We start from the raw sequence: 25,675 nt of genomic DNA on the forward strand, positions 1-25,675 counted from the left end.
TTTATTTGTTGTTAGGGTCGTCTTTCGGTATACTACTTTCCCGTCTGAATGCAATCCCAAATTTGACCTGACCAACTAGGTATCACATGGCGACAAACTATATTTTCGTAACCGGCGGAGTTGTATCCTCGCTGGGTAAAGGCATTGCTGCAGCCTCCCTGGCGGCAATTCTTGAAGCACGGGGCCTTAACGTTACTATCATGAAGCTGGACCCCTACATTAACGTAGATCCGGGTACCATGAGTCCAATTCAGCACGGTGAAGTTTTTGTCACTGTAGACGGAGCTGAAACCGATCTTGACCTTGGTCACTACGAGCGTTTTATCCGCACCCGTATGACCAGCAGCAACAACTTTACCACCGGCCGTGTCTATGAAGACATTATTCGCCGTGAGCGTAAAGGTGAGTTTTTAGGAGCGACCATTCAGGTCATTCCTCACATTACCAACGAAATTAAGCGTCGTGTTATTGAAGGCAGTAAAGGCTTCGATATTGCCATTATTGAAATTGGCGGCACGGTGGGTGACATTGAGTCACAACCTTTCCTTGAAGCCATTCGTCAATTGGGCACGGAAATTGGTCGTGACCACACCTTATTTATGCACCTGACCCTGGTGCCATTCTTAGGCGCTGCGGGTGAGGTGAAAACTAAGCCAACACAGCACTCAGTGAAAGAACTGCGTTCTATTGGTATTCAACCCGATATATTGATATGCCGTTCAGATCGTTCTTTACCGGCAACTGAGCGTTCGAAAATTGCGTTGTTTACCAACGTAGAAGAGCGCGCGGTTATTGGTCTGCGCGACGTTGACAGTATTTACAAAATACCTTCTATGCTAAAGGCTCAGAGCCTGGACGACATAGTGACCAAACGTTTTCGTCTGGACTGTCCTGAAGCCGACTTGCATGAGTGGGAAGAGGTTCTCTATCAGGAGTCGAATCCGAACGGTGAAGTCACGGTTGGTTTTGTCGGTAAATACGTTGAACTGCCGGACGCTTACAAGTCAGTTAACGAAGCCTTAGCGCATGCTGGTCTTAAGAATCGTTTAACGGTGAACATTCGTTACATAGACTCGCAAGATTTAGAAACCAAAGGCACTTCTAAGCTTGACGACGTGGACGCTATTTTGGTTCCCGGCGGCTTCGGCGGTCGTGGTATTGAAGGAAAACTAATTGCGGCGAAATACGCTCGTGAAAACAATGTTCCATATTTGGGCATTTGTTTAGGTATGCAAGTCGCAATGATTGAATTCGCTCGTAATGTGGCTGGTTTAGCTGGCGCTAACAGCACTGAATTTGATGAGAGTTGCAGCGATCCTGTGGTGGGACTTATCACTGAATGGATGGACGCCAGCGGCCAGAAAGAATTGCGCGATAAGCATTCTGATTTGGGTGGCACCATGCGTCTTGGCTCACAAGAATGTCATTTAGAAAAGGGCTCTAAAGCACTTAAAATGTACGGTAAAGAGACCATTGAAGAACGCCACCGTCATCGTTACGAAGTGAACAACCATTATGTTGAAGCACTGGAGAAAGCTGGCTTAAAAATTACCGGTTACTCGCACGATAAGCAGTTGGTTGAGATTCTGGAAAACCCGAAACATCGCTGGTTTGTGGCTGTACAGTTCCACCCGGAATTCACTTCAACGCCGCGTGACGGGCACCCGTTATTTAAAGGCTTTATAGAAGCTGCTGGCGAATTTCATAAAGAGCGTTTGGGTTAATAACCCGGCTAATGATTAAGCATTAAACAGGATTTAAGCATGAGTAAGATTGTTAAAGTTGTTGGTCGTGAAATTATGGACTCCCGTGGTAACCCGACGGTTGAAGCCGACGTTTATTTGGAATCTGGCCATATGGGCCGTGCGGCAGCACCAAGCGGTGCATCAACCGGTTCACGTGAAGCTCTGGAGTTACGTGACGGCGACACTTCTCGTTACCTGGGTAAGGGTGTTGAAACGGCGGTCGCCAATATTAATGGCGCTATTGCTGAAGCCTTAAGCGGTATTGATGCAATTAATCAGGAAGCTATCGACAACATTATGTTGAAGCTTGACGGTACCGATAATAAAGAAAAGTTAGGTGCTAACGCTATTTTAGCTGTGTCTCTGGCGGCGGCGAAAGCAGCGGCTTTGAGTAAAGGCATTGAGCTTTACGAACATATTGCCAACCTGAATAACACCAGCGGTAAATACAGCATGCCATTGCCAATGATGAACATTTTAAACGGCGGTGAACATGCAGATAATAACGTGGATATTCAGGAGTTCATGATCCAGCCAGTTGGCGCTGAAAGCTTCAAAGAAGGCCTGCGCATGGGCGCTGAAGTGTTCCATGCTCTGAAAAAGGTTCTGCAGAAACGCGGTTTAAGCACAGCGGTTGGTGACGAAGGTGGTTTTGCGCCAAATTTGTCGTCTAACGAAGAAGCTTTGCAGGTTATTGTCGAAGCAGTTGAAAACGCGGGCTACAAAATGGGCAACGACATTACCCTGGCTTTGGATTGTGCGGCCTCTGAATTTTACCGTGACGGTAAATACGAATTGTCTGGCGAAGGTAAGTCCTTTACCGCCGGAGAGTTTGCCGACTACCTGGCAGAGCTTTGCGACCGTTACCCAATTATTTCTATTGAAGACGGCCTTGACGAAAGCGACTGGGACGGCTGGAAAGTCTTAACCGAAAAACTGGGCAGCAAAGTTCAGTTGGTCGGTGATGACCTGTTTGTGACCAATACGCGTATTTTAAAAGAAGGTATCGACAAGTCGATTGCCAATTCAATTTTGATTAAATTCAATCAGATTGGTAGCCTGACAGAAACCTTAGCAGCTATCGCGATGGCGCGTGAAGCGGGTTATTCTGCGGTTATTTCTCACCGTTCGGGTGAAACCGAAGACGCTACTATTGCCGATTTGGCAGTAGGCACCGCAGCGGGTCAAATTAAAACTGGCTCACTGTGTCGCTCTGACCGGGTTGCTAAGTACAACCAATTATTGCGTATAGAGGGCGATTTGAATGGCCAAGCGCCTTACCGCGGACGACAGGAAGTCAACGCTGGCTAATCAACAGGCGGACATATTTCAGCCGCTGGCACAGCAGGGCGATTTTGCCGAGCTGTGCTCAGCGCTGTATGAACGCGAATTACCGCAACTGGCGCAGGTTAATGATATGCCTGTTGCGGCTCTGCAACGTCGTTTAGCCAGTCTTCCGCATTATATTCGTCACGCCGCGCACGGTTGCCTCAATGCAGTGCAGTATTCGCCGTTAAAGCTGGATGTTCAGAACGCCAGCTGGCAGGCCCCTCAGCCAACAAAAGTTCCTTTAGCCGGTATATCTGCCGAAGGGCAGAGCCAATGGTTTGCTAAACATGCGGCTTTGGGTTTGGTGGTTCCTGTTCGTTATCAAACTCCTGAATTTACGACCATAATGCTCGACAGCATCGACCGTGTGGACCCTGATAAAAAGCGCCTGCATCTGAATTACCGTGGCTGGTTTGATTTTTCCGGGCAGGGTGAACACAGTCAGGATACTTTACTCAAGCCCAATAAACGCATTATGACCGCAGCCAGCTGCGGGCATCAGTGGAATCACAAAGGGCGCATTAACCCACGCACCTTAACGCTGCGTGAGCTTTTGCTGGTGGCTACTCTGGACTGGAAAAAGTTTCAGGTGGCATTGCGGATAGCTCGTTAAGCCAGTCCTGCCATACCGGTTGTAATCCTTTCTTTTTTATTGCCTGCGCCACCTCACTTACTGGCCTGTCGTCATCTATGGAAAACTGTTCCAGCTCTTGTTGCTCGTTGGCGTAACCGCCGGGCTGAGTTTTCGATTCGGCACTGACCGAGGTCACACCTAAACGGAATAAACCATCACGAAGCGCTCGCTGTTCGCGGGTAGAAAGGCTGAGTTCTACATCCGGGAACCGCAACCGGTACGCGCAAATTAATTGAACCAGCTGTCTATCGGAAATTGTGAGTGCGTTATCGACACCTCCGGCGCAAGGACGTAGCCGTGGAAATGACAGCGAGTAACGACTGCGCCAGTAACGTCGCCGCAGATAATCCAGATGCATGGCGGTAAAGGTGCTGTCGATACGCCAGTCCTCCAGTCCAATCAGCGAGCCCAGGCCAATTTTATCGATACCGCATTCGCCCAGGCGGTCGGGTGTTTCAAGCCGCCAGCGGAAATCACGTTTCTTGCCTTTTAAATGATGTTTAGCATACGTAGCGGCCTGATAAGTTTCCTGATAGACCATAACGGCGTCCAGACCCAGCGTGCGTAATTCAGCGTATTCTTGGGTAGCCAATGGCTGCACCTCAAACATGACATAGCTGAAATAGCGTTTGATAATAGGTAGCGCGTGACGAAAATAATTAATACCTACCTTGGTTTCATGCTCGCCAGTCACTATCAGCAGGGTGTCAAAACCTTTGGCTTTTATGGCCTGACATTCCTGCTCGATTTCAGTTGGTGACAACGTTTTACGCTTTAAGCGGTTACTCATGGAAAAGCCGCAGTAGCTGCAATCGTTAGCACACAGGTTCGATAAATACAGCGGGATAAACAGGTGCAGGGTATTACCAAAGCGCTGCCGGGTCAGTTGTTTTGAGCGCTCAGCCATAAGGGGCAGATAGGACTCCGCCGCCGGCGACAGTAACGCCATAAAATCGTCTGTATTCAGATGTTTTTTGTTTAAAGCGGTTTCAACGTCAGCCGCGTTTTTACTGTAAAGCTGCAGGCGCGTATTGTCCCAGCTGGTTTGCTCCCAGACAGTGTAAAAGCTCATAACGACTCCAGAAATTCCGTTAACGGGCTGGACGCTGTGGCTTTTAACGAAGCACTCTGATTTACCCCCGCTTCAAAGGCTTGACGTCCAACAATAACCGCATCGCGAAAGGCTTTTGACATAGCGACAGGGTCATTCGCAGTAGCTATCGCGGTATTTACCAATACGGCGTCTGCGCCCATTTCCATGGCTTCAACGGCGTGGCTTGGCGCTCCAATGCCTGCATCGATAATGACCGGCACCGAAGCTTGCTCAATAATAATCCGTAGGAAGTCTCGAGTAATCAGGCCCTGGTTTGAACCTATGGGCGCACCTAACGGCATTACAGCTGCGCAGCCAGCTTCCTCTAAGCGTTTGCACAATACCGGATCAGCGCCGCAGTAGGGCAGTACGGTAAAGCTCTCTTTTACCAATGCTTCAGCAGCTTTTAAGGTTTCTATCGGATCCGGCAGCAAATAGTTGGGGTCGGGGTGTATTTCCAGTTTAAGCCAATGGGTACCTAAAGCTTCACAGGCAAGGCGTGCAGCAAAAATAGCGTCCTGTGCGGTTTTTGCGCCGGAGGTATTGGGTAGTAGCTGTAAACCCAAATTTTTAATGGGTGTGACAATGTCGTCGGTGGGGCGTTCGAGTTCAACGCGTTTTAATGCCAGTGTCACCAACTCGCTACCGGAAGCTGCCAGAGACTTTTGCATAATGGCAGCGCTGCTGTATTTGCCTGAGCCTATGAGTAAGCGGGAATGAAAATCGCGATCGGCTATTCTCAGCATGGTTTAACCTCCGGCCACAGCCTGAACAAGTGTAATGGTATCGTTTTTTTTAAGCTCGGTTTGTTGCCATTGTTCCCGGTGTATAATCTGTCCGTTTAAAGCTATGGCAACGGCCGAGGTATCGACATTCTTAGCAGACAGTAGCTGCGATAAATTGCTTTTCTCAGTGATATCAAAGTGTTTGTCATTAATTTGAATGCGCATTTTGACCTCCGCATACAGGGCACGATGCGGCCCGGGGTAAAGAGAGTTCTTGCCAGTTTTGCGATAAGCCATTGAAGGTGTGCAGGTACCCCCAGGCAAGCTTATGGCCGGTAAAATAATTAATTGCCTGTAGCGCCTGACTGGATCCCATAATGCCCACAACAGGAGCGGCTATACCTGCGTTACTGCAGTTCAGTGGCTCAGTGACATCGTCGGGATAAAGACACTGATAACAGCCGTGGGATTGCGCCGGATTTAACGCGATAAGTTGCCCGTTAAAGCCTCGCGCCGCAGCAGAAATGAGAGGTGTGTTCAGCCGGTAGCAGCTTTGGTTGATCAGGTATCGGGTTTCGCGATTGTCGGTACAGTCCAGGACTAAATCGGCTTGCTCGACGAGCGCGTCCAGATTACCTTCAAAGGCTTGCTCTTCAAGAGCGGTTATACGGATGTCTGGGTTTAACTGCGACAAAGAATGACCAGCTTGCCGCGCCTTGGACAAGCCAATATCATCGCTGGAATAGAGTGTTTGCCGCTGTAAGTTGCTGAGACTTATGGTGTCGTGATCGATCAGTGTGATTTGCCCAACGCCCGATGACGCCAGGTATTGGCTGGCAGGACAGCCGAGACCACCCAAGCCAATAATCAGCACATGACTTTTGAGCAAACGCTGTTGTCCAACTTCGCCTATTTCTTTCATCAGTATGTTACTGCTGTAGCGCAGAAGCTGTTCGTTACTCAGCATGAGCAACCTCCATTGCTGATTTAACCTCAACGTCAGCTTTCATTTCCTTTAGTAGCTGACGAACAGCTTGCTCGACGTCGTTCGCAGCAGTTATCGCACTGACAAGCGCTATGCCGTTAACGCCGGTAGCTGTTACGGGAGCTACGCGCTCTAAAGAAATACCGCCAATAGCGACTGTCGGTATAGTCGTTGGCGCTAGTAACGCCACATAGAGACGTAGTCGCTGCAGCCCCTGCGGTTTAGAGGGCATAGCCTTGGTCTGCGTTGGGAAAATATGACCTAACGCGATGTAAGAGGGCTTATACACATGGGCGATCAATAACTCGGTGTAGCTGTGAGTGGAAATACCCAGCCGCAACCCTGCTTGCTGAATAGCGTGAAGGTTAGCCTCGGTTAAGTCTTCCTGACCTAAATGCACGCCATAAGCGTTGTGCTTAATTGCCAGTTGCCAGTGATCATTAATAAACAGCTGCGCTGAGTATTGTTCCGCCAGCTGAATGCTTTGTTTAATAGCGGTTTCCAACTGAGGAGCATCAGGATCTTTAATACGCAGTTGCAGTGTCTTAATGCCCAGTTTTAAGAGCTTTTCTATCCACTCGTAAGAATCCACTACCGGATACAATCCGGGTTCCTGGCCCAGCCTGGGAAACTGGAGGTCAACACAGGGCAACTCCGGCGTATTAATCTTTGGAAAATGGTCAATTTGCTGTGGCCAGTGTGTATGAGCAACAGGGCCTGGTCCTCGGCCTATACCTTTCGCCTGAATGAGACCCTGATGCACGTAGGCATTAGCGACCGTAATGGCATTCTCAAGTGGATAGTCATGTGCTAACGCCGCGGCAATGGCTGAAGACAAGGTGCAGCCTGTTCCGTGGCTGTGTTTTGTTCTCAACTTCTGCTGAATGTACTGGGTATGTCCATCGGCGCTAAGGTAATAGTCAGAGATTTCATCGACGTGTCCAAACTCAGTACCAGTGATAAGGAGCTGAGTTAGCCCGGCATGAATGAGTTTTTCGGCGGCGTGACACATTGAGTTCTCATTAGTAACCTCTACGCCGCTCAACCAACTCAGCTCATCCAAATTCGGTGTCATAATATCAACCAGCGAGAGTAACTCTGCACAGTGTTCCGGGGTCAGCTCTGACAGCCTATCTTTCTGAGTGCTGACAACCACCGGATCCCAGACCACGAAAGGTCGGGGAAGGGTATCAGGCCACTGCTTTAAAAAGTCAGCCACACACTGAAGCTGTTGCACATTACTAAGCAACCCCATTTTTATCGCAGCAGGAGGCATGTCCTGTTGCAGGCATTCCAACTGCTGACGAATGGCGTCAGCAGCTAACGGGAATAACCCGGTGGTTTCAACCGAATTCTGCGCTGTTACTGTGGTTATGACACTGCAGCCATGTACATTCAGACTGCGGAAGGTGTGTAAGTCCGCCTGAATGCCCGCGCCACCGCCGCTGTCAGAACCCGCGACGGTCCATACGACAGGTACCGGCATTAGTCTGCTCCTTCGGTCGCCGCATCTTTCACTTTTACATCAATGCGAGTGTCCGGGTTGTACTGACGTACCTCGTGCGAAATTTTCATGGAGCAGAACTTAGGACCGCACATGGAGCAAAACTGCGCGGTTTTGTTCGAATCCTGCGGCAGAGTTTCGTCGTGATAGCTGCGGGCAGTTACAGGATCCAATGCCAGGTTAAACTGATCCTCCCAGCGGAATTCGAAACGGGCTTTTGACATAGCGTCATCCCGCGCCTGAGCGCCTGGGTGTCCTTTGGCTAAATCGGCCGCATGAGCAGCTATTTTGTAGGCGATCATCCCCTGTTTTACGTCTTCTTTGTTGGGCAGGCCTAAGTGTTCCTTCGGGGTAACATAGCAAAGCATGGCGCAGCCAAAGGCGCCAATCATGGCGGCACCAATACCTGAGGTAATGTGGTCGTAACCAGGGGCGATATCTGTGGTTAGCGGCCCTAAGGTGTAAAACGGCGCGCCGTGACAGTGTTTTAACTGCTCATCCATGTTTTCCTGAATTTTATGCATGGGCACATGGCCGGGGCCTTCTATCATCACCTGTACATCGTACTCCCAGGCAATTTGAGTCAGCTCGCCTAGTACCCGAAGTTCTGCGAACTGAGCTTCATCGTTGGCGTCGGCAATGGAGCCGGGGCGCAGGCCGTCACCTAAAGACAGCGACACATCATATTTCGCACAAATTTTGCAGATATCGCGGAAGTGTTGGTAAAGAAAGCTTTCTTGCTGGTGCGCCATGCACCATTTCGCCATTATTGAACCGCCACGGGAGACAATGCCGGTAACTCGTTTTGCAGTCAGTTTAATGAAGTCGTGCAGCACGCCCGCGTGAATCGTGAAGTAGTCCACACCTTGCTCAGCCTGTTCCAGCAGTACGTCTTTAAATACTGGCCAGCTCAGATCCTCAGCAACGCCATTGACCCGTTCTAAAGCCTGATAAATAGGCACAGTACCAATAGGCACTGGACTGTTGCGTAAGATCCATTCCCGGGTTTGGTGAATATTACGGCCGGTAGATAAGTCCATTACGGTATCAGCGCCCCAGCGAGTCGCCCATACCAGCTTTTCAACTTCTTCTTCAATGGACGAACTGACCGAAGAATTACCAATGTTGGCGTTCACTTTTACTAAAAAGTTGCGGCCAATAATCATCGGTTCAGATTCGGGATGGTGGGTATTAACGGGGATAATTGCGCGCCCACTGGCGACTTCATCGCGTACAAATTCTGGCGTTATGGGGTTATCCAGGTGCTCCCGACCCATATTCTCACGCAGTGCAATAAACTCCATCTCAGGGGTGATCACGCCGCGTCTTGCGTAAGCTAACTGCGTAATGCCGTGATTATATTGCTGGTTCTCGCTATGGCGATCCTGAATCCAGTTTTCACGAACCTTTTTCAAACCTGCTTTCACGTCAATTTTAGCTTTCGGGTCACCGTAGACGCTGGAGGTATCATAGACATCCACTGGTTCGTTCGGTGGCAACTTTACGCCCGGCGTGGGCTGGTGCAAAGTTTCGCTTAAATGAATGCGGCGAAAGGGTACCTGGATATCGTTGTTGCCAGACAGAAATTCACGGCTGGAATTAGGGTAATAATGCCCGGATAGCGATGATAAAAAGGATTCAGCCTGTTGGCGGTTTAAACGGTTATTCGATGGTGCAGTTGACATAGCATTCTCTCATTTTGTCGATGTTAGAGATGCTTGTCAGGAGTGTTGAAAGGAACACCAGCGCAGAAACGACGGTTGTGTCATGCTGATGTTCTCTTGTTCCCTTCGCAGGTATTAGCCTGATCAGGTTCAACGGATCCCGCAATTGCGGTCTCAGCCGGTAGCTTCATTAAGAAAGCTACCGGCACTCCGACAAGATTCCTTTTTAGTGGAACAAAATCTTAGAGCGAATGCAACCGCTGTTAATCGTTAACCAGTTTAGCGACAACTTTAGCTGGTTTCTCCATTGGCTGGCTTAAGCCTTCTATGCGTTCAACAATAAGCCCTTGTTTATCGAGAATAGTAATCAAATTGCTGTGATCAAAATCACCGTCCGGGCGCTGTCGATACCTCACGCCAAGTACTGTAGCTAAGGTTCTGATATCCTGCTCGGAACCGTTCAGAAACAGCCAGTTGTCGTTGTTAAGCTGATACTGCTTAACATAGTCAGCGAGTGCCTCGGGTGTATCGCGATCGGTGTCAAAACTCACCATAACGAGCTTAACTTGCTGTTTAATGTCTTCGTCCAGCTTGCTGTATAAGCGTTTTATATCATGGACCAATACCGGGCAGGCGGTAGTGCAACTGCCATAAATCATGGAAAGGATAACGGGATGACCTTCAAGTTCTGAAAGTTTTAGTTCGCTATTCTTATGTGTTTTCCAGGTAGCATCCACCTGGTATACCGACTCGGAGTGAGAGACCTCTGCTGCGTTCATTGCCGTATGATTGCTGTGGTCGTTAGCTGTCTGATTCTTGTGCATATTGTGATGCGAGTGATCCTGCGCAAAAGACTGGACAGCAAAGATCAAAGAGGCCAGGGCGGTCAATTTTAGCAATTTATTCATGGTCGTTCTCCAGGTCGTATGCGCAACGAAAACCCATAGTGCTGGTCGCACTTTGCGGGGCGTAATCACTGCGTGACTGATAACGGAAAAATGTGGCGTAATTGGCGTTACTAAAACTCGACATAAAGCGCGCTCCGTCGCCACATGAGCCGGAGAGCAAATCGACGTCATCGCCGTTGGTTAATAATAATTGATAGTCGTCTACCCATTCGTTGACACGGTCGTGCATGTGCATCAATTGCTCAGCATTTGGGTCGACGGTTTGTTGTTTCGCACTGTGTGGCTGGCTGTACCAGGCAAACAGGTTACGGGCATAATCATCGTCGCTGATGTTCTGCTGTTGCCGATATTTGACCGACGCATACTCCCACTCGTTAAGACCAGGCAAACGGCCACCTTGTGCGGAGCAGTATTCGCGTGCGGCAAACCAAGACACATAAGTGACTGGTTCGTTGTCTTTGCCTTTAGCAAATTCAGTATTATCATCCCAATGCTTCAGGTAATTTCCATCATGGAATAGGGCAGCGATGTTGTCTCGCTGCCACTGAGGTTGTTCAATGACAAATTCCAGAAACTCTTGGTTAGTGACAGGGGTTGCGTCCAGCATGAAACTTTCCATTTCTATACTGAGGCGCTCTTTGTCCAGTAAGACCGGAGGTTCGAAAGTACCACCATTGATCAGAACTGGATCAGCGAGCACTAAGGGTGACAATAAAACACCTGCAACTCCAAGCCACTTAACCATAAGTTTCCCCTTATTTCTCTTTACGCGGACCGGCAATTAATGCACCAGCTGCGCCACGCTCTGCATCAGCAAATTCGTGATCGACCAACTTATAGATGCCTTCTTCCGGAACAATAAATTCAATGGTTGCGCTGTTACTGGCACCCAGCAGCACGGTTTGCATGCCATACCATTCGTTACGCGGATCACCTTCGTACCAGACGCGGTCGAAAATCGCACCAATTACGTGGAAGCTGGAAGTGCCTGAAGGACCTGCGTTTAAAACATGTAAGCGCACACGGTCACCTTCGTTCGCTCGTAAAGGGTTGTCGCTAAGTGCTGCAACATGTCCGTTAAAGGTCACATGACTTGGCTGGCGGTCTAAAGCTGCACCGTGGTTATAGATGTAGTTACCTTCTGAGGCTTCTTCCAAATAGTGCTCTGACTGAACCAGAACGAATTCTTTATCAACGTCTTTGTCAGTTGGGTAGCCATCTTTAGGAGATACCACAACGGCGCCGTATTGGCCCATAGCTGTGTGCATGAGTACGCTGGAAGTACCACAGTGATACATATAAGTACCCGCGTAGTTGGCTATCCATTCGAACTCAATAGTTTCACCCGGAGAAATGGTACGCCATTTGTCTTCCGCTGCTACTGTGCCACTATGAAAGTCCATAGAGTGGGGCATTGGATTAACGACTGGCTGGTTATTCTGATAACCGTTGGCCTGCAGTTGCTGAATGAACGGAGCACCATTTTTAACTGGCTTAGTAATAGTCACTTCTTCGTCAGAGCGGTTTTTCATTTTGAAGATAACACGGTCACCTTCACGTACGTGCAATACCGGTCCGGGTACTGAGCCACCGAATGTCCAGGCCGAATAGGTTACTCCCGGTGCTACTTCTATTTTCTGAGAGAAAACATCCATGCGTATGTCATGAGTTTTGTTACCTTCGTAGTCAAGTTTCGCTATGTTTGGAACCTGAGTCAGATAGTCGCCAACAACCGCCGGGCCGTTGTAGTCTTCGCGGTAGACTTTAGCTTCTGGTAATCCAAAGATTTTACCATCAATGACATATTCGCTGTCGTGCTTAAGGCTGAGCTCTTCCGCATTAACCGGAGCTGACGCTGACGCCATAGCAGCCAGAAGAGAGGCACTGATAATTGATAAGCTTAGAGTTTTCATAATGATTTTTCCTTTAACTGATAACAAATAGGTTTAACGCAAACTGGCAACGGCTTCGGCTGTGATAGTCTCACTGCCGCCTGCAAGATCGGTATTGATGTAGTTAGCTAAGGTCGCTATATCGGCGTCTTTCAGATAACCCATGGGCGGCATAGCTCCGTTGTAATTTGTTCCGTTAACGGTTAGCGCGCCGGACTTACCATTGATAATTGTCTTAGCTATGTAGTCGGGGTTATCTTTGATATTTGTATTTCCTGCCAGCGGAGGAAATACGCCCTGCATGCCTTTGCCATTTGGTTGATGACATGCCTGACAATATTTTTTGTAAACGTTTTCGCCTTCGCCTGCGTTGGCTGACTGGCTCATAAACAAGCCAGCTAATGACACGGCAATGACTGAAATTTTGCAAAGAGACTGAATGCTCATAACGACACCTTCGTAATTGACTTAAGATGCCTTTAGAATACTGCTTTAATGAGCTTTTGCGAGTGAAATGAAGGGGTAACTCAGGCCTACTCCTTTATGTGTAAAAGAAGTAAGCCGAATGCAGGTTGGTAGGTATTAAATGCTGCGTGCTTCCAGTTCAATACGAGAGGCAGCACCGTAAATTTTACTAGGATCTCCCTCAAATTCACCTTCTGGGGTAGTAGTAGGCCAGAGGTTTTCAAGGTTACTGATGACCTTGCGGGTTTCGCTAATGGCTTCTTCAGCTTTTTCTGCTTCTTTATAATTAATACGGTTTAAGCGTTCAAGCGCAATTTCTTTAAAGCCCATGGCGTCTTGATATTCGTGCACGTTAGCGACTTCGCCATTTTGAATGCCTATAGCGTACTCGTCGGCGGCTACCATTAGCATTGATGAAACACTCAATATGACGTCTTTAGCTGACATGTCAGCTATAGGTTCATTAGCGCTGATAGAGTCCAGCAGAGCCTTGTAGTTGCTCATGACCGTGCCTTCATTTTTATCATTAATGACACTTTCCGCCAGGGTATTTAACGGTTCGGCAAATCCGGGTAAGCCGCGTGCTTCAAATGCTTCAGTGAGACCACTATAGAGCTCGTCACCCGGGTGTTTCATGTGAGTTTTAGCCATTTCAATGTGGCCTTGCTCGTACAGTTTCATTCCCACCCATAAATGGCCGCGAATAAAACCGAGCTGAGCCAGAAAAGCCGTGTCATTGGTGTTTAAATCAATTTCAGGAGCGGCCATTTCGCCTTCTGCCATAGGGGCAGCCATGAACATGGAAGGTGCCGCGCCCGGTTGAGTCAGTGGCGCTGCTGTTACCTGTGATGCTGCTACGGTGGTGGCCAGAACACTGCCAACGCCAAGCCAAACTTTTTTCTTTTCAAACATATAAAGACCTTAGTATGCTTTTTTGAGAGAGTTAACTCATGTATATTTGCAGAAATGATAACTATTCGCAAGTTAGAAGTGTGGAATAATGATATTACAAATTAGCAATGCCGTAGATACAGATACAGTAAAGAGTATTGTTGCAGGCCTTGATGCCGGGCAGTTTAGTGATGGTAAGAAAACCGCAGGCTGGGCAGCGAAAGATGTGAAAAATAACCAGCAACTGTCGGGTAAAAAGTCTGAGGCAGCTACACAAGTGCTGCTGGACAGGCTTCAGCAAAACGCTCTGGTGCAATCGGTTATGCGGCCAAAGCAGGTGGCGCGGGTGACTATAAACCGATATCAGCAGGGAGAGTACTACGGTACCCACATGGACGACTCCTTAATGAACGGGGTAAGAACCGATATTTCTTTTACGCTGGGTTTGTCACCCTTATCGGATTTTGAAGGCGGAGAGCTGGTTATTGAGGATGCCAGTGGTGAGCGGAGCTGGCGGCTTGGGCAGGGGGATATTCTTATGTATCCGAGCCATTACCTGCATCGGGTTAATCCGGTGACTAAAGGTTCCCGGCTGGCAATGATAGGCTGGGTGCAAAGCTTGGTTAAACAGCCGAATTACCGGGAGCTACTCTTTGATATAGAGCAATCGTTGAAAGCTGAATTTGATGCAAACGGTAAGTCTGAAAACTTTGATCGCCTGACCAAGGTGTTTCATAACCTGTTAAGAGAATGGGCTGATGTGTGATCAGCCCAGAAAAAATTTAACGGCTTTTAAACCAGAGTGACACCGCACAAAATAAGCAAAGCAACGTTAGCTGCTAGCCCAATCATAAAGAAATAGCTGCGGGGGCTGGGGTTTTTCTCCGTTGCTATGGCGTAGTAAAGAACCATGTGAATTAAGCGAGCAATAGCGAAAATCCAGATAAATATCCCTGTCCAGAAAGCGCTGACACCTATGAAGAAGGCCAGAAATACTGTGCCCAGCATCAGCGGATAGTTTTCTAACGAGTTCATTAGCGTGCGGTGAGCACGAAACACAAAAAATGAATGACTCAGTGAGTCGTCGATTTTACCCGGAACGGCACCGGGTTGTTTCGCTTTTTGACCGCTGGCAATAACCCATTGAACCAGCAAAATGACCAGAGCAATGAGTACGCCCCAATAAGCCATTGTATAAGTTTCACTTCCGTTCATTTTATGTCTCCTTTTGTTCCGTATGATTTGGTTAAGCTGGGCTACCGCAACTCCAGCATACTTCAAAAGCGGCTCCGTTAATTTCCTGACAATTATTGCAACGCCAGTCCGGGCCGTTCGCTTGTTCTTCCATATTTTCAATCAGTGTTTTTGCGACAGCGAGTTGAGTATCATCAACAAGCCATAATTCAGGCCAGGTATCCAATGGCGCTAAATCACCAGCGGCGCCACTGGAAAACTCATTTTTCATAACTGTTTCAATGCCTTCCATTTGTAATAGGTTACGGGCGTTTTCCACTAATAGTTTGTTTTCATGGGTATAAATAAGTTTCATAGGCGTTTCTTATAGGTAAAACCTGAATAGCAATGTATTTTTACGTTATAGTTAATGTATCAGACTCAGCGTCTGTTTGTGTTCTCCATTTTTCTAAGGAGTTGTATATGGCGGGTGGCTGGTCGCACGATGGTGCCGTACAGGAACAAATTGATGCCAGTACCGAAGATGAAGTAAAACGTGTACGCAGCAAACTTACCGGCGGGGAAAGTCTGGAGTTTTGCGAAGAATGTGGCGAGCCTATTCCGGAGGCCAGGCGCAAAGCGATTCCTGGTGTTCGTCTGTGTGTGGAATGTCAGGCGGAACTCGACAAGCAGGACTCAAACAAAGCGGGTTTTAACCGGCGTGGAAGTAAAGACAGCCAGTTACGTTAAGCTATGGGGCTGTCTTATCTGCCAGAAATTCAGACTCAGGTACGGGTTTGCTGAACAGGTAACCTTGAAAGGTATCGCAATTTAGTCGCGCCAAATAATTAAACTGTTCTTCGGTTTCTACTCCCTCAGCAACAATATTCAGTTTAAGGCTTTCTCCTAGCTGAATAATAGTGTAAACAATTTGAGCCTTTTCCATACTATCCAGCATGTTACGTACGAAAGATACGTCAATTTTCAGGGTGTCGAACGGAATTTGCATAAGATAAGAAAGCGACGAGTAACCCGTACCGAAGTCATCCAGCGCGAACTCAATACCAAGGCGCTTTAATTGCTTTATTTTATTGGTTACGCTGGAAATGTCGTCCATCAGCAAACTCTCAGTGAGCTCTAGCTTTAATCGATGAGGCCGTATCTCGTACTTCTCTACCAGAAGTTGAACCTGCTCAACAAACTCGGGCTGCTGAAACTGTTTGGCACTGACGTTAATCGACAGTTGCATCTTTGCTTTTTCAGGGCTCTGTTGCCATTGCTGGAGAATTTGGCAGGCACGCTCAGTAATCCAGTACCCTAAAGGAACAATTAAGCCGGTTTCCTCGGCTAAAGGAATGAAGTCAGCAGGAGAAACAAAGCGGCCATCACTTTGTTTCCAGCGGATGAGCGCCTCAGCTCCGGTGGGCTTTGACTCAATATTTACCTGAGGTTGCAGATAAAGTTCGAATTCGTTCTGTTTTATTGCATTACGCAGTTGCTCTTCCAGTTTGACTCGCTTACTTACTGCATCAGCAAACTCCTGACGAAACAGTGAGACTTCTCCCGCACCTTTGCGTTTTGAGTGAGATAATGCCAGGCCTGACTGGGTCATTAAGGTTTCAGCATTTGATTCGCTGTCGTCAAACAGGGAGGCGCCTGCGCTAAAGGAGCAAAGGTGCGTGTAGCTGTTGAGCTGATAGGGCTGTTGCAGTTGATCCAGCAATTGATAAATTCGGGTCAGCAATTGCTGTTTTATATTGACTGAATTACCACGCTCAAGTCCGGTTAGCACGACCGCGAATTCGTTCGCGCTCAAACGCGCCAGGAATGAGTTGGCTTTCGTCGAACTTTGCAGCCTTTCTGCCACGCGTTTTAACAGTAAATCACCCATATCCGAACCCAGGGTGTTATTCAGTATTTTAAATTTATCGATATCACAGAGAATTAACGCACCGTTTTGGCCTGCTTCTTTATAAGTTGCGAGCTGATCTTGCAAATGATCCAACAAAGAGCGGCGGTTCGCTAACCCGGTTAACGCATCGTTGTAAGCCAGATAACGAATACGTTCACTGGATTCAACTTCTGCACTAATGTCTGTGACCGTTGCTACAAAATGTCGTTCTTTCTGTTGGTTATAGCGTACTTCTGAAATACTTAAGCGAACAGGGAAAGTCGTACCAGAACGTTTTCTTACATTAACTTTACCTTGCCAGGCAACTCTGCGGGCTAGTGAGTTCTTAATATTCTCCAGTAACTTATCTGAGCGCTCAATATAGTCTTCAATATTGAGTTTACTGCCTTTTATTCGTTCCAGGTCATCTCCGGTAAGTCGCGTAAATGCCTGATTCGCTAACAAAACACGGTTGTGTTCGTCGAATAGCAGCAAGCCGTCATCTATGGCACTAATAACTTCATAAAGTTGCTCTGCAGACATTTGGGCTAACTTTTGCTGTTGTTGCAAGCGTCTGTCTATCTGAGAGGCTATAATGGCCATTATAGCGGTTAAGCACGAGCCAATTCCGACAACGTAAGCCAGCCAGTTGCCATGGCCGCTGAATACCGCATCGGGTGCCCGGGTAGGGTAAAAATTGGCTGCTATCATGGCGGTATAGTGCATACCAGAAATAGCCAGAGCAATAATGGCGGCAACAACAATTTGTGCGCTTCTGCGCCTGAACCAGCTGGTTCTTTCCGATTTTTTATAATGGCGATATGCCAATAAAGCTATGATGCCCAACGATACGGCGACAAATACCGAAAGTACAAACCAGAGAGGGTCATAACGAAGGTGGGCTGACATTTCCATTGCAGCCATTCCGGTATAGTGCATCAGGCCAATACCGGCGCCCAAAACAGTTCCGGCGATGAGTGTTGCACGCACCGATGACAAAGACATTTGAATTTTCATTGCTATAAAGCTGCCGACAATGGCCGGAACAACTGAAATAAGCGTTAACAACACGCCATGACTCATGGGCAGGTGAAGCTCAAAAGCCAGCATGCCAATAAAATGCATACTCCAGACACCAACGCCAGAGATAACTGCGCTGACAATTAACCAACTGTAGCGAGCAACCTTAGCCTGATATATTTGTACACGTTCCAGTGTGAGTATCGCGGTATAAGAAGCTAGCAGCGCGACACAATAGGAGAGTATGACTAACCCCGGGTTATGGGAGCCATTTATAGGGGACTGGGAAAATTGACCCAAATCGAAAAATGCGTACAGGGTTTCAAGCATAAATTTAATTTTACCAGAGCCGTTGGCTGGAGTACTAAAACTATTTAATACTTTGCAATACGACACTGAGTCCCGAAAGTATCATTAGTACCAGCGTAAATTGTCGAAAACGTTGTTCTGATACATGCTGTTGAAGTCTTTGTCCTACGCTGGCGCCAATAAGCGCACAAGGTAGTAAAGTGAGTACCAGATAGAGATGGGGCTCTGCGTAAATAGACTGGCGTGAGAAATTCGCGACGTTTGCCATGGCAATGCAGCAGAAAAACAGACTGAGTGTAGCGCGAAACTGTTGTTTTGGGATACGGGCATTGGCCAGAAATAAAACAATAGGAGGCCCGCCTAATGTCATTAACCCGTTGAGCAAGCCAGAGCCTGTACCTACCGCAATATGTCCGGGCGCATGTTCAGCCGTAGGGAGTTGTTTACCGCTAGCCAAAGCGAGCGCAACAGCCAGTATGACAAAACCAAGAATCAGTTTAATAAACTGTTCGTTTACGCTTAACAGCAAAGATCCCGATACCAGAGAAGCAATGACGCCTGAAAAAATTAACCATTTCCACTGAGATGGGCGAGCCGCCTCTCTGTTTTTCCAGTAGATCCAGCCGCCAATCACGATATTAATGACAGACAGTGCAGGCGTAAGTACGCTAATAGGGAACCACAGCGCCAGAATTGGGACGGCTAACAAACCGGAGCCAAAACCGCTTATCCCCTGAACCAAAGCTGCGAAGAAAAATACTATTGCGGCAGCGAAATACTCCAAATGAACCTCTTTTGTCTTATAATGCTGAAAACGGCTTTTCAGTCACGTCAATAGTCTTCATAATGATAACAGGAAAAACAACGGAGCTGAGCATGCGGGTGACTCTGGTCGTGTTGTTGGCCTTGTTCCTTGCGTTACAATACCGTCTGTGGTTTGGCAAAAATAGCCTACCGGATTATTGGCGGTTGCAGCAAGAAGTCAGCAATCAGAAAAATACAAATGAAAATCTGGAAAGACGTAATCAACTCATTTACGCAGATATTGAAGATTTGCGCGAAGGGGAAGATGCGCTGGAAGAGCGTGCCCGTAACGAACTAGGGATGGTAAAAAAGGATGAAGTTTTCTTCCGTCTTGTACCTGATCGTAATCCATAGCCTGAGCGGGTGAGCGAGATGAAGAGTGAGTCTGAAAGCCACGCACAAAGCCAGATTGATTCGTTAATGGCTGTGATCCCTGCAGCTGGCAGCGGAAGCCGGATGCAGGCTAACATCCCTAAGCAGTTTCTGATGGTAGGTAACCGGACTTTGCTGGAGTACAGCATCGAAGCCGTATTAAAGGATGCGCGGGTTGAACAGGTTTTCGTTGCGGTTTCTGACTCTAATGCTGAATACCTTATTGAACTTAAAAAGAGCCTGCCAACAAAGGTTCATTTTGTGACAGGCGGCAACAGCCGCGCTGAATCCGTATTGGCTGGAGTTGAAGTTGCTGTTTCGCAAGGGGCTACCCATGTGCTGGTACATGACGCAGCACGTCCATGCCTACCAAAAAAAGCATTAACAGCGGTCATTAATACCGGATTAAAGGACCCTCAAGGCGCAATTCTTGCCATTCCGGTAAGAGATTCCTTAAAACGCGCTGTTATCTCTGTCAATGATGAAACCGGTGTTACCCATATAGAATCCAGTGTTGATCGGGAGGCCTTGTGGCAGGCGCAGACACCACAAGTTTTTAATGCAGAGCGTTTACAACAAGCCATAGAGCATATGGGGGCATTAAACCCTCAGTTAACTGATGAAGCTTCTGCTATGCAGTGGTGTGGTTTCCAGCCGGCGCTTATTCCTGGCTCTATCCGCAACTTAAAAGTGACTCACCCGGAAGATTTTGAATGTGTTCGCGACTGGTTATTAGCGGACAATAATGATCATAAAAATTAAAGAGGGCATCGTTCATGAAAATCCGTGTTGGTCATGGTTATGACGTTCATCGTTGGGGCTCTGATAAGCCTTTGATTTTAGGTGGTGTTGAAATTGAGCATCATCAGGGACTTGTCGCTCATTCCGACGGAGATGTTGTTCTGCATGCTGTCACCGACGCGGTATTAGGCGCTTTAGCGTTAGGTGATATTGGCCAGCACTTTCCTGATACCGATGAACGCTATGCCGGGGCGGATAGTACCGAATTGCTGAGTCATGCCGTAAGTCTATGTCAGGAAAAAGAGTTTAAGACGGGTAACATTGACGTAACCATTGTAGCTCAGGCTCCGAAAATGGCACCACATATTGACGATATGCGGGCCAGCATTGCCCAGTGTTTAAAAACCTGCATCGACAATGTGAATGTCAAAGCGACAACGACAGAAAAATTAGGCTTTGTGGGGCGTGAAGAGGGTATTGCCTGTCATGCTGTGGTTCTGATGGAGTCATTTTAATGTTGGCACCCTCACAAGTGTCTTTGGCTGATTTACCGCGTTTACATAAAGGCGACAGACCGCAGGCCGAATTTAAACAGACGCCGGAAGATTTTCAGGTTATTGAGCAGTTGGATGTTATTGATGACGGTGAAGGTGAGCACCAGTGGCTTTGGGTTAGAAAAACCGGGGCTAATACAAATTTTTGTGCAGAAAAAATAGCCCGGTTTGCCGGAGTATCAGAAAGAAATGTCAGTTATTCCGGATTAAAAGATCGCCAGGCAGTGACCTGGCAATGGTTTTCCATTCAACTACCCGGCAAAGAAACGCTCAATTGGAATGAGTTAACCGATGAAGAAATGTCGGTTGAGCGGGTAATACGCAGAACCAAGAAATTAAAGACGGGGTTTCACCGTGCGAACCGCTTCGTTATCAGGTTAGCTAATGTCAGCTCCCGCGAGGCACTTGAAAACCTCTGGCAAGGTGTGAGTGAGCAGGGCGTAATAAATTATTTTGGCGAACAGCGCTTTGGCCGCAGCGGAGATAACGTTGCACAAGCTGAGCGCTGGCTTATGGCTAGCCGCCCCCCGCGTATCAGCCGCAGCAAGCGAAGCCTCTATTTGTCTGCACTGCGCAGCTATTTATTCAACGAGATAGTAGCTGAGCGAATACGTCAGTTTGGTATAGAAGGAACTTTGACTGGTGATTGTGTCATGCTGGAAGGCTCGCAGTCGGTTTTTACCGTAGAGCAATGGGACGACGAACTTAAACAGCGGCTGGCAAATAACAATATTTACTTAACGGCACCTCTAGCAGGAAGCACAAATAAACCCTTAGTGAAAGGGGAAGCCGACGCCTTTGAACAAAGTTTATTACAACCGTTCGATAGTTGGTTACAGGCGCTCAGAAAGCTGCGCGTAGAGGCGGCTCGCCGGACTATTCTGTTGCGCGTAGAAAACCCCGAAATTAGTTGGCAGGGCAAGGACGCAGAGCTTCGCTTTACGCTTCCGTCCGGTGCTTATGCAACAACCGTATTGAATGAAATTGTCGACTTAAGTGGTGAATCCAGATGATGAAAATTTTATTAAGTAATGATGACGGCGTGCATGCGCCGGGTATTCTCGCGTTGTACCAGGCTTTAAAAGAAGTGGCAGATGTACGAGTGATAGCTCCGGACCGTAACTGCAGTGGTGCCAGTAATTCGTTAACCTTACATAATCCTTTGCGGGTGCGTCGGCTGGATAATGGTTTCTATTCTGTTAATGGTACGCCCACAGACTGTGTTCATTTAGGCACTAACTCGCCGATGGCTGAAGACGTAGATTTAGTAGTGTCGGGTATTAATGACAGCCCTAATATGGGTGACGATGTGTTGTACTCAGGCACGGTGGCGGCCGCGATGGAAGGGCGCTTTATGGGACTGCCTGCCATTGCAGTATCGATGGGTGGTCGTGGACACGACTACTATGATACCGCCGGGCGGGTCGTGGCAGAAATTGTCGCAAATATGGAAAACGATCCGCTGCGGCTTGATACGGTACTGAATATCAATGTGCCTTACACGACCTACGATAAGTTAAAAGGTACCCGGGTGACTAAATTGGGACGTCGGCATCGCGCAGAGACTATGGTTCACGACCGTGACCCTTTTGGCAGCGAAATCTTTTGGTATGGACCCATTGGGCATCATGCAAGTGATGAGCCTAATACCGACTTTACCGCGATTCATGAAGGTTATATCTCAATTACACCGTTAAGCCTGGATATGACGGCTCAACGCCACACCGATACACTGACAGACTGGTTAGAACAACAAAAATGATGATTAGTAATGGGCAGTCGCGGGTTAAGCGACTGATTCAACAATTAGAGGATCTCGGTATTACCAACAAAGAGGTTTTACGGGTGATATCTGAAACCCCAAGACATCTGTTTATGCCCGAGTCGTTAGCTCACAAAGCCTATGAAAATACGGCGCTGCCCATTGGTAATGGGCAGACAATTTCGCAGCCATTAATGGTGGCAACAATGACGCAGTTATTAATGCAGCATCATTGTAAAAATGTGCTGGAGATAGGCACCGGCTCAGGCTATCAGACGGCGGTTCTGGCTCAGTTGGTTGATAAAGTCTTTAGTGTTGAGCGCATTGCTACGTTGCAGTATCAGGCCAAGCGCCGCATGCGTCAGCTGGATTTACATAATGTTGCTATGCGTCATGGTGATGGCTGGAAGGGCTGGCGCAGCAAAGGTCCGTTCGACGGCATTATTGTTACCGCCGCGGCCAGCGACATACCTCAGGATTTAGTCGATCAGCTTGCCGACGGCGGCGTGATGATTATTCCGGTCGGCGAGCAGCACCAATCGCAGAGCCTTGTCGTTATGCGTCGCTTTGGTGATTCGTTGGAGCAACAGCGTATTGGTGATGTGCGTTTCGTGCCTTTAGTTAAGGGAGATGTCGTTTGAAGCTGTTCTCCGCACTGTACGATAAAGTATTATCCTGGACTCAGCATCCCAGAGCAGACATTATTCTTGGTGTGTTGAGTTTTGCGGAATCGGTGATATTTCCTATTCCACCCGATGTCATGCTGGCGCCAATGGCAATGACTCAGCCTAAAAGAGCTTGGCGATTAGCGTTTCTGACGACAGTTGCCTCAGTAGCAGGCGGAATTTTAGGCTACTTTCTGGGCTATTGGGCTTATGAATCATTAGTTCTGCCAGCGGTTGAGGCACTTGGCTACGAGTCGAAGCTAGTTACTGTTCAGGGTTGGTTTGCGGACTGGGGCGTCTGGATAGTGTTTATTGCAGGCTTTTCTCCCATTCCTTATAAATTATTTACGGTAACTGCCGGTGTTATGCAGATAGCGTTTTTTCCTTTTGTTATTGCATCGGCTATTAGTCGCGGCATGCGCTTTTATCTGGTGGCCTGGTTATTACGTACTGGTGGTCCGGAAATGGGCGTAAAACTCCGTGAATATGTTGACCGCATTGGCTGGACACTGGTAATACTGGTTATTATTGGGTACGTAATAGCGCAGTTGGTATAAATGATGTTGGTATCGTCCGGGGCAATTAAGCAATCTGTATTATTGGTGTTTGCCATAACTCTACTGCAGGCTTGTAGTGGTCGGTCGGCACCTGCTCCAGTCGAAGAGCTTTATACTGGTAAAACTTACCTCGATTTTGAAGCCAACTCCATTAACGAAAAAGAGTATGAAGTTCAGCCCGGAGAAACACTCTATTCAATAGCTTTTCGGGCTAACCTGGATGTCCAGGATATTGCCCAAATCAATAATTTACAAAAACCTTACACTATTTATCCGGGACAAAAATTGAGTCTGGAAAGCGCGCCGCAACGGGGCGCCACCACAGCCAGAAAGGCGCAGCGAACAGCTAGTGCTAAACAGAATAAAAAAGCCTCTGATAACGCACAAAATAATATAAAAACGCCCGTTGCTAATAAGAAACAGAAAGGGTATGGTCAAAAAACAAGCACAAGAAAAACGGTTGCAAAACAAACCGATAAGGGTAGCAATAGCCAACCGAGACAGCGAATTGAGCGGCCTGAAGTGGTGCTACCGAGCAACAATAATATTGTTTGGCGTTGGCCTTCATCGGGGAAAGTAATAGCCGATTTCTCGTTGCGTGAACAAGGCAATAAAGGAATAGACTTTGCCGGTAGCAGGGGAGATTCAGTTAATGCTGCGGCGGCAGGGAAAGTGGTTTATGTCGGAAGCGCATTACACGGGTTTGGTAATTTAATCATTTTGAAACATAACGATGATTTTATTACTGCCTATGCTCACAACGAAGACATTCTGGTGAAGGAAAAAGAATGGGTGGACGTAGGTGAGACTATCGGACGTATGGGAGACTCCGGTAGTTCTCGGGTGAAATTGCATTTTGAAGTTCGTTTCCGTGGTAAGTCGGTCAATCCGAGGCATTACTTACCCAAATCTCGCTAGTCATGTGGGAATAATAATAACAAGATAAGGAAGTCGACGTGTGTTGTAACACGGTGTTCAGTATAACAGGAGCTTGTTATGAGCCGCATAAAGGAAGAAGCAGTTGAAAACGTCGAAGCTAATGAAGATGAGTCTATTGTAGATAGCACGGACAGTGCAGCAGAAGAGTTAGAAGAGGCGCTATCCTCGTCTTCAACTCAATATCAAAAGAAGATGGACGCGACGCAGCTATATCTGGGAGAAATCGGTTTCTCTCCATTACTGACTGCTGAAGAGGAAGTCTTTTATTCCCGTCGTGCGTTAAAAGGCGACAAGGCAGCCCGCCGTCGTATGATTGAGAGTAACCTGAGGTTGGTTGTTAAAATTGCCCGTCGCTATTCTAATCGGGGACTGCCTTTATTAGATTTAGTTGAAGAAGGTAACCTCGGCCTTATCCGGGCGGTTGAAAAATTCGACCCTGAACGCGGGTTCCGCTTCTCAACTTACGCTACCTGGTGGATACGACAAACTATTGAGCGCGCAATTATGAACCAGACGCGCACCATTAGACTGCCGATTCACGTCGTTAAAGAGCTTAACGTGTATCTTCGTGCTGCCCGTGAACTTGCGCATAAACTGGATCACGAGCCAACCGCCGAAGACATTGCTAAAAGCCTCAATAAGCCCGTGGGTGATATCACTAAAATGTTGCGTCTGAATGAACGCATTGGTTCGGTAGATACGCCTATAGGCGGTGATAACGACAAAGCCTTGTTGGATATCCTCACCGATGATGCTGATACCGGACCGGAAGGTGTCTTGCAGGATGAAAACCTGAAAGGGAATATCACCGAATGGTTGCAGTCGCTAAATCAGAAACAACGTGAGGTGCTGGCTCGCCGCTTTGGGCTGATGGGCTATGAGCCTTCGACTCTGGAGGATGTTGGTCGTGAAATAGGCCTTACGCGTGAGCGAGTCCGGCAGATACAAGTGGAAGCTCTGCGTAAATTACGCGATTCGTTAAAACAGCAAGGCCTAACGTTAGACTCACTATTTACTGCTCAGTAAAAGTAGCAGTTACTAAACGTACTAAAA

General features: G+C 47.7%; 29 protein-coding genes and 1 riboswitch. Of the genes, 14 read left to right on the forward strand and 15 right to left on the reverse strand.

The annotated features are described in order from the left end of the window. Positions 1-86: 86 nt before the first annotated feature. The 3 genes from RJ32_RS06965 to RJ32_RS06975 are packed head-to-tail and all read left to right on the forward strand — an operon-like array spanning position 87 to position 3,687. Positions 87-1,724, forward strand: coding sequence for a CTP synthase (locus RJ32_RS06965; RefSeq protein ID WP_034820584.1), 1,638 nt, complete (start codon positions 87-89; stop codon positions 1,722-1,724). Between the two features lie 39 nt (positions 1,725-1,763). Continuing rightward, positions 1,764-3,056, forward strand: coding sequence for a phosphopyruvate hydratase (gene eno / locus RJ32_RS06970; RefSeq protein WP_034820586.1), 1,293 nt, complete (start codon positions 1,764-1,766; stop codon positions 3,054-3,056). Continuing rightward, entirely contained in the window at positions 3,010-3,687 is a 678-nt protein-coding gene (locus RJ32_RS06975) for a hypothetical protein (RefSeq protein ID WP_034820588.1), read from the forward strand. Before eno ends, RJ32_RS06975 begins: the two co-directional genes overlap by 47 nt. On the opposite strand, the gene thiH is transcribed toward RJ32_RS06975, so the two are convergent. The 11 genes from thiH to RJ32_RS07030 form a co-directional block, all read right to left on the reverse strand. After that, on the reverse strand, positions 3,638-4,780 hold the full coding sequence (gene thiH, locus RJ32_RS06980) for a 2-iminoacetate synthase ThiH (protein ID WP_034820591.1): 1,143 nt from the start codon (positions 4,778-4,780) through the stop codon (positions 3,638-3,640). The two genes, RJ32_RS06975 and thiH, sit on opposite strands and share 50 nt — an antisense overlap. Then, positions 4,777-5,547, reverse strand: coding sequence for a thiazole synthase (locus RJ32_RS06985; protein WP_034820594.1), 771 nt, complete (start codon positions 5,545-5,547; stop codon positions 4,777-4,779). Before RJ32_RS06985 ends, thiH begins: the two co-directional genes overlap by 4 nt. A 3-nt stretch (positions 5,548-5,550) precedes the next feature. Next, complete coding sequence (thiS, locus tag RJ32_RS06990; protein ID WP_034820597.1) at positions 5,551-5,751, reverse strand: sulfur carrier protein ThiS; 201 nt, start codon at positions 5,749-5,751, stop codon at positions 5,551-5,553. Next, on the reverse strand, positions 5,735-6,493 hold the full coding sequence (locus tag RJ32_RS06995) for a HesA/MoeB/ThiF family protein (protein WP_034820600.1): 759 nt from the start codon (positions 6,491-6,493) through the stop codon (positions 5,735-5,737). Before RJ32_RS06995 ends, thiS begins: the two co-directional genes overlap by 17 nt. Then, entirely contained in the window at positions 6,483-7,997 is a 1,515-nt protein-coding gene (thiE, locus tag RJ32_RS07000; protein ID WP_034820603.1) for a thiamine phosphate synthase, read from the reverse strand. Before thiE ends, RJ32_RS06995 begins: the two co-directional genes overlap by 11 nt. Next, positions 7,997-9,700 carry a phosphomethylpyrimidine synthase ThiC gene (gene thiC, locus RJ32_RS07005; RefSeq protein WP_034820606.1) on the reverse strand — a complete coding sequence of 568 codons (1,704 nt, stop codon included), beginning with the start codon at positions 9,698-9,700 and terminating at the stop codon, positions 7,997-7,999. The genes thiE and thiC overlap by 1 nt, the downstream gene beginning before the upstream one ends. 83 nt (positions 9,701-9,783) lie before the next feature. Continuing rightward, a riboswitch (TPP riboswitch) is annotated at positions 9,784-9,902 on the reverse strand. Between the two features lie 40 nt (positions 9,903-9,942). Beyond that, complete coding sequence (locus RJ32_RS07010) at positions 9,943-10,587, reverse strand: SCO family protein (RefSeq protein WP_034820609.1); 645 nt, start codon at positions 10,585-10,587, stop codon at positions 9,943-9,945. Further along, a complete protein-coding gene (locus RJ32_RS07015) occupies positions 10,580-11,332 on the reverse strand; it encodes a formylglycine-generating enzyme family protein (protein ID WP_011234015.1) in 753 nt (250 codons plus the stop codon). The genes RJ32_RS07010 and RJ32_RS07015 overlap by 8 nt, the downstream gene beginning before the upstream one ends. Positions 11,333-11,342: 10 nt before the next feature. Beyond that, positions 11,343-12,500 (reverse strand): multicopper oxidase domain-containing protein, encoded by a 1,158-nt coding sequence (locus RJ32_RS07020; protein ID WP_034820614.1) that lies wholly within the window; start codon positions 12,498-12,500, stop codon positions 11,343-11,345. 33 nt (positions 12,501-12,533) lie between these two features. Then, complete coding sequence (locus tag RJ32_RS07025; protein ID WP_011234013.1) at positions 12,534-12,926, reverse strand: cytochrome c; 393 nt, start codon at positions 12,924-12,926, stop codon at positions 12,534-12,536. A 135-nt stretch (positions 12,927-13,061) separates the two neighbouring features. Continuing rightward, complete coding sequence (locus tag RJ32_RS07030) at positions 13,062-13,856, reverse strand: hypothetical protein (RefSeq protein ID WP_034820616.1); 795 nt, start codon at positions 13,854-13,856, stop codon at positions 13,062-13,064. Between the two features lie 88 nt (positions 13,857-13,944). On the opposite strand from RJ32_RS07030, the gene RJ32_RS07035 reads away from it, so the two are divergent. Then, positions 13,945-14,601, forward strand: a complete 657-nt coding sequence (locus RJ32_RS07035; protein ID WP_034820619.1) for a Fe2+-dependent dioxygenase — start codon at positions 13,945-13,947, stop codon at positions 14,599-14,601. Between the two features lie 26 nt (positions 14,602-14,627). Here RJ32_RS07035 and RJ32_RS07040 read toward each other — a convergent pair whose 3' ends face one another. Continuing rightward, positions 14,628-15,050, reverse strand: a complete 423-nt coding sequence (locus RJ32_RS07040) for an MAPEG family protein (protein ID WP_034820621.1) — start codon at positions 15,048-15,050, stop codon at positions 14,628-14,630. A 31-nt stretch (positions 15,051-15,081) separates the two neighbouring features. Continuing rightward, a complete protein-coding gene (locus tag RJ32_RS07045; RefSeq protein ID WP_034820623.1) occupies positions 15,082-15,384 on the reverse strand; it encodes a DUF2007 domain-containing protein in 303 nt (100 codons plus the stop codon). Positions 15,385-15,491: 107 nt separating this feature from the next. Between RJ32_RS07045 and RJ32_RS07050 the strand changes: the two genes are divergently transcribed. Continuing rightward, positions 15,492-15,758 (forward strand): DksA/TraR family C4-type zinc finger protein, encoded by a 267-nt coding sequence (locus RJ32_RS07050; RefSeq protein WP_011234008.1) that lies wholly within the window; start codon positions 15,492-15,494, stop codon positions 15,756-15,758. Position 15,759: 1 nt separating this feature from the next. Here the strand turns inward: RJ32_RS07050 and RJ32_RS07055 are convergent, their stop codons facing one another. Further along, positions 15,760-18,249 (reverse strand): EAL domain-containing protein, encoded by a 2,490-nt coding sequence (locus tag RJ32_RS07055; protein ID WP_034820625.1) that lies wholly within the window; start codon positions 18,247-18,249, stop codon positions 15,760-15,762. A 40-nt stretch (positions 18,250-18,289) separates the two neighbouring features. Then, positions 18,290-19,012, reverse strand: a complete 723-nt coding sequence (locus RJ32_RS07060) for a sulfite exporter TauE/SafE family protein (RefSeq protein ID WP_034820627.1) — start codon at positions 19,010-19,012, stop codon at positions 18,290-18,292. A 92-nt stretch (positions 19,013-19,104) separates the two neighbouring features. On the opposite strand from RJ32_RS07060, the gene ftsB reads away from it, so the two are divergent. The 9 genes from ftsB (at position 19,105) to rpoS (ending at position 25,648) form a co-directional block, all read left to right on the forward strand. Beyond that, a complete protein-coding gene (ftsB, locus tag RJ32_RS07065) occupies positions 19,105-19,386 on the forward strand; it encodes a cell division protein FtsB (RefSeq protein ID WP_011234005.1) in 282 nt (93 codons plus the stop codon). Positions 19,387-19,404: 18 nt separating this feature from the next. Continuing rightward, positions 19,405-20,166, forward strand: coding sequence for a 2-C-methyl-D-erythritol 4-phosphate cytidylyltransferase (gene ispD, locus RJ32_RS07070; protein WP_034820629.1), 762 nt, complete (start codon positions 19,405-19,407; stop codon positions 20,164-20,166). A 14-nt stretch (positions 20,167-20,180) separates the two neighbouring features. Then, the gene (gene ispF, locus RJ32_RS07075; RefSeq protein ID WP_034820631.1) at positions 20,181-20,660 is read left to right on the forward strand and encodes a 2-C-methyl-D-erythritol 2,4-cyclodiphosphate synthase; all 480 of its coding nucleotides are present in this window, start codon (positions 20,181-20,183) and stop codon (positions 20,658-20,660) included. Continuing rightward, entirely contained in the window at positions 20,660-21,712 is a 1,053-nt protein-coding gene (gene truD / locus RJ32_RS07080) for a tRNA pseudouridine(13) synthase TruD (protein WP_034820632.1), read from the forward strand. Before ispF ends, truD begins: the two co-directional genes overlap by 1 nt. After that, complete coding sequence (gene surE / locus RJ32_RS07085; protein WP_011234001.1) at positions 21,709-22,461, forward strand: 5'/3'-nucleotidase SurE; 753 nt, start codon at positions 21,709-21,711, stop codon at positions 22,459-22,461. The genes truD and surE overlap by 4 nt, the downstream gene beginning before the upstream one ends. Further along, positions 22,461-23,102: a protein-L-isoaspartate(D-aspartate) O-methyltransferase gene (locus RJ32_RS07090; protein ID WP_370543297.1), complete on the forward strand. Its 642-nt coding sequence runs from the start codon at positions 22,461-22,463 to the stop codon at positions 23,100-23,102. Before surE ends, RJ32_RS07090 begins: the two co-directional genes overlap by 1 nt. Next, entirely contained in the window at positions 23,099-23,683 is a 585-nt protein-coding gene (locus RJ32_RS07095) for a YqaA family protein (RefSeq protein WP_034820636.1), read from the forward strand. Before RJ32_RS07090 ends, RJ32_RS07095 begins: the two co-directional genes overlap by 4 nt. Continuing rightward, positions 23,684-24,601, forward strand: a complete 918-nt coding sequence (locus RJ32_RS07100) for a peptidoglycan DD-metalloendopeptidase family protein (RefSeq protein ID WP_034820639.1) — start codon at positions 23,684-23,686, stop codon at positions 24,599-24,601. A gap of 78 nt (positions 24,602-24,679) precedes the next feature. Further along, positions 24,680-25,648, forward strand: a complete 969-nt coding sequence (gene rpoS, locus RJ32_RS07105) for an RNA polymerase sigma factor RpoS (RefSeq protein ID WP_011233997.1) — start codon at positions 24,680-24,682, stop codon at positions 25,646-25,648. Positions 25,649-25,675 lie beyond the last annotated feature (27 nt).

This window comes from Idiomarina sp. 28-8, from assembly GCF_000320945.2.
Taxonomy (GTDB): Bacteria; Pseudomonadota; Gammaproteobacteria; order Enterobacterales; family Alteromonadaceae; genus Idiomarina; species Idiomarina loihiensis.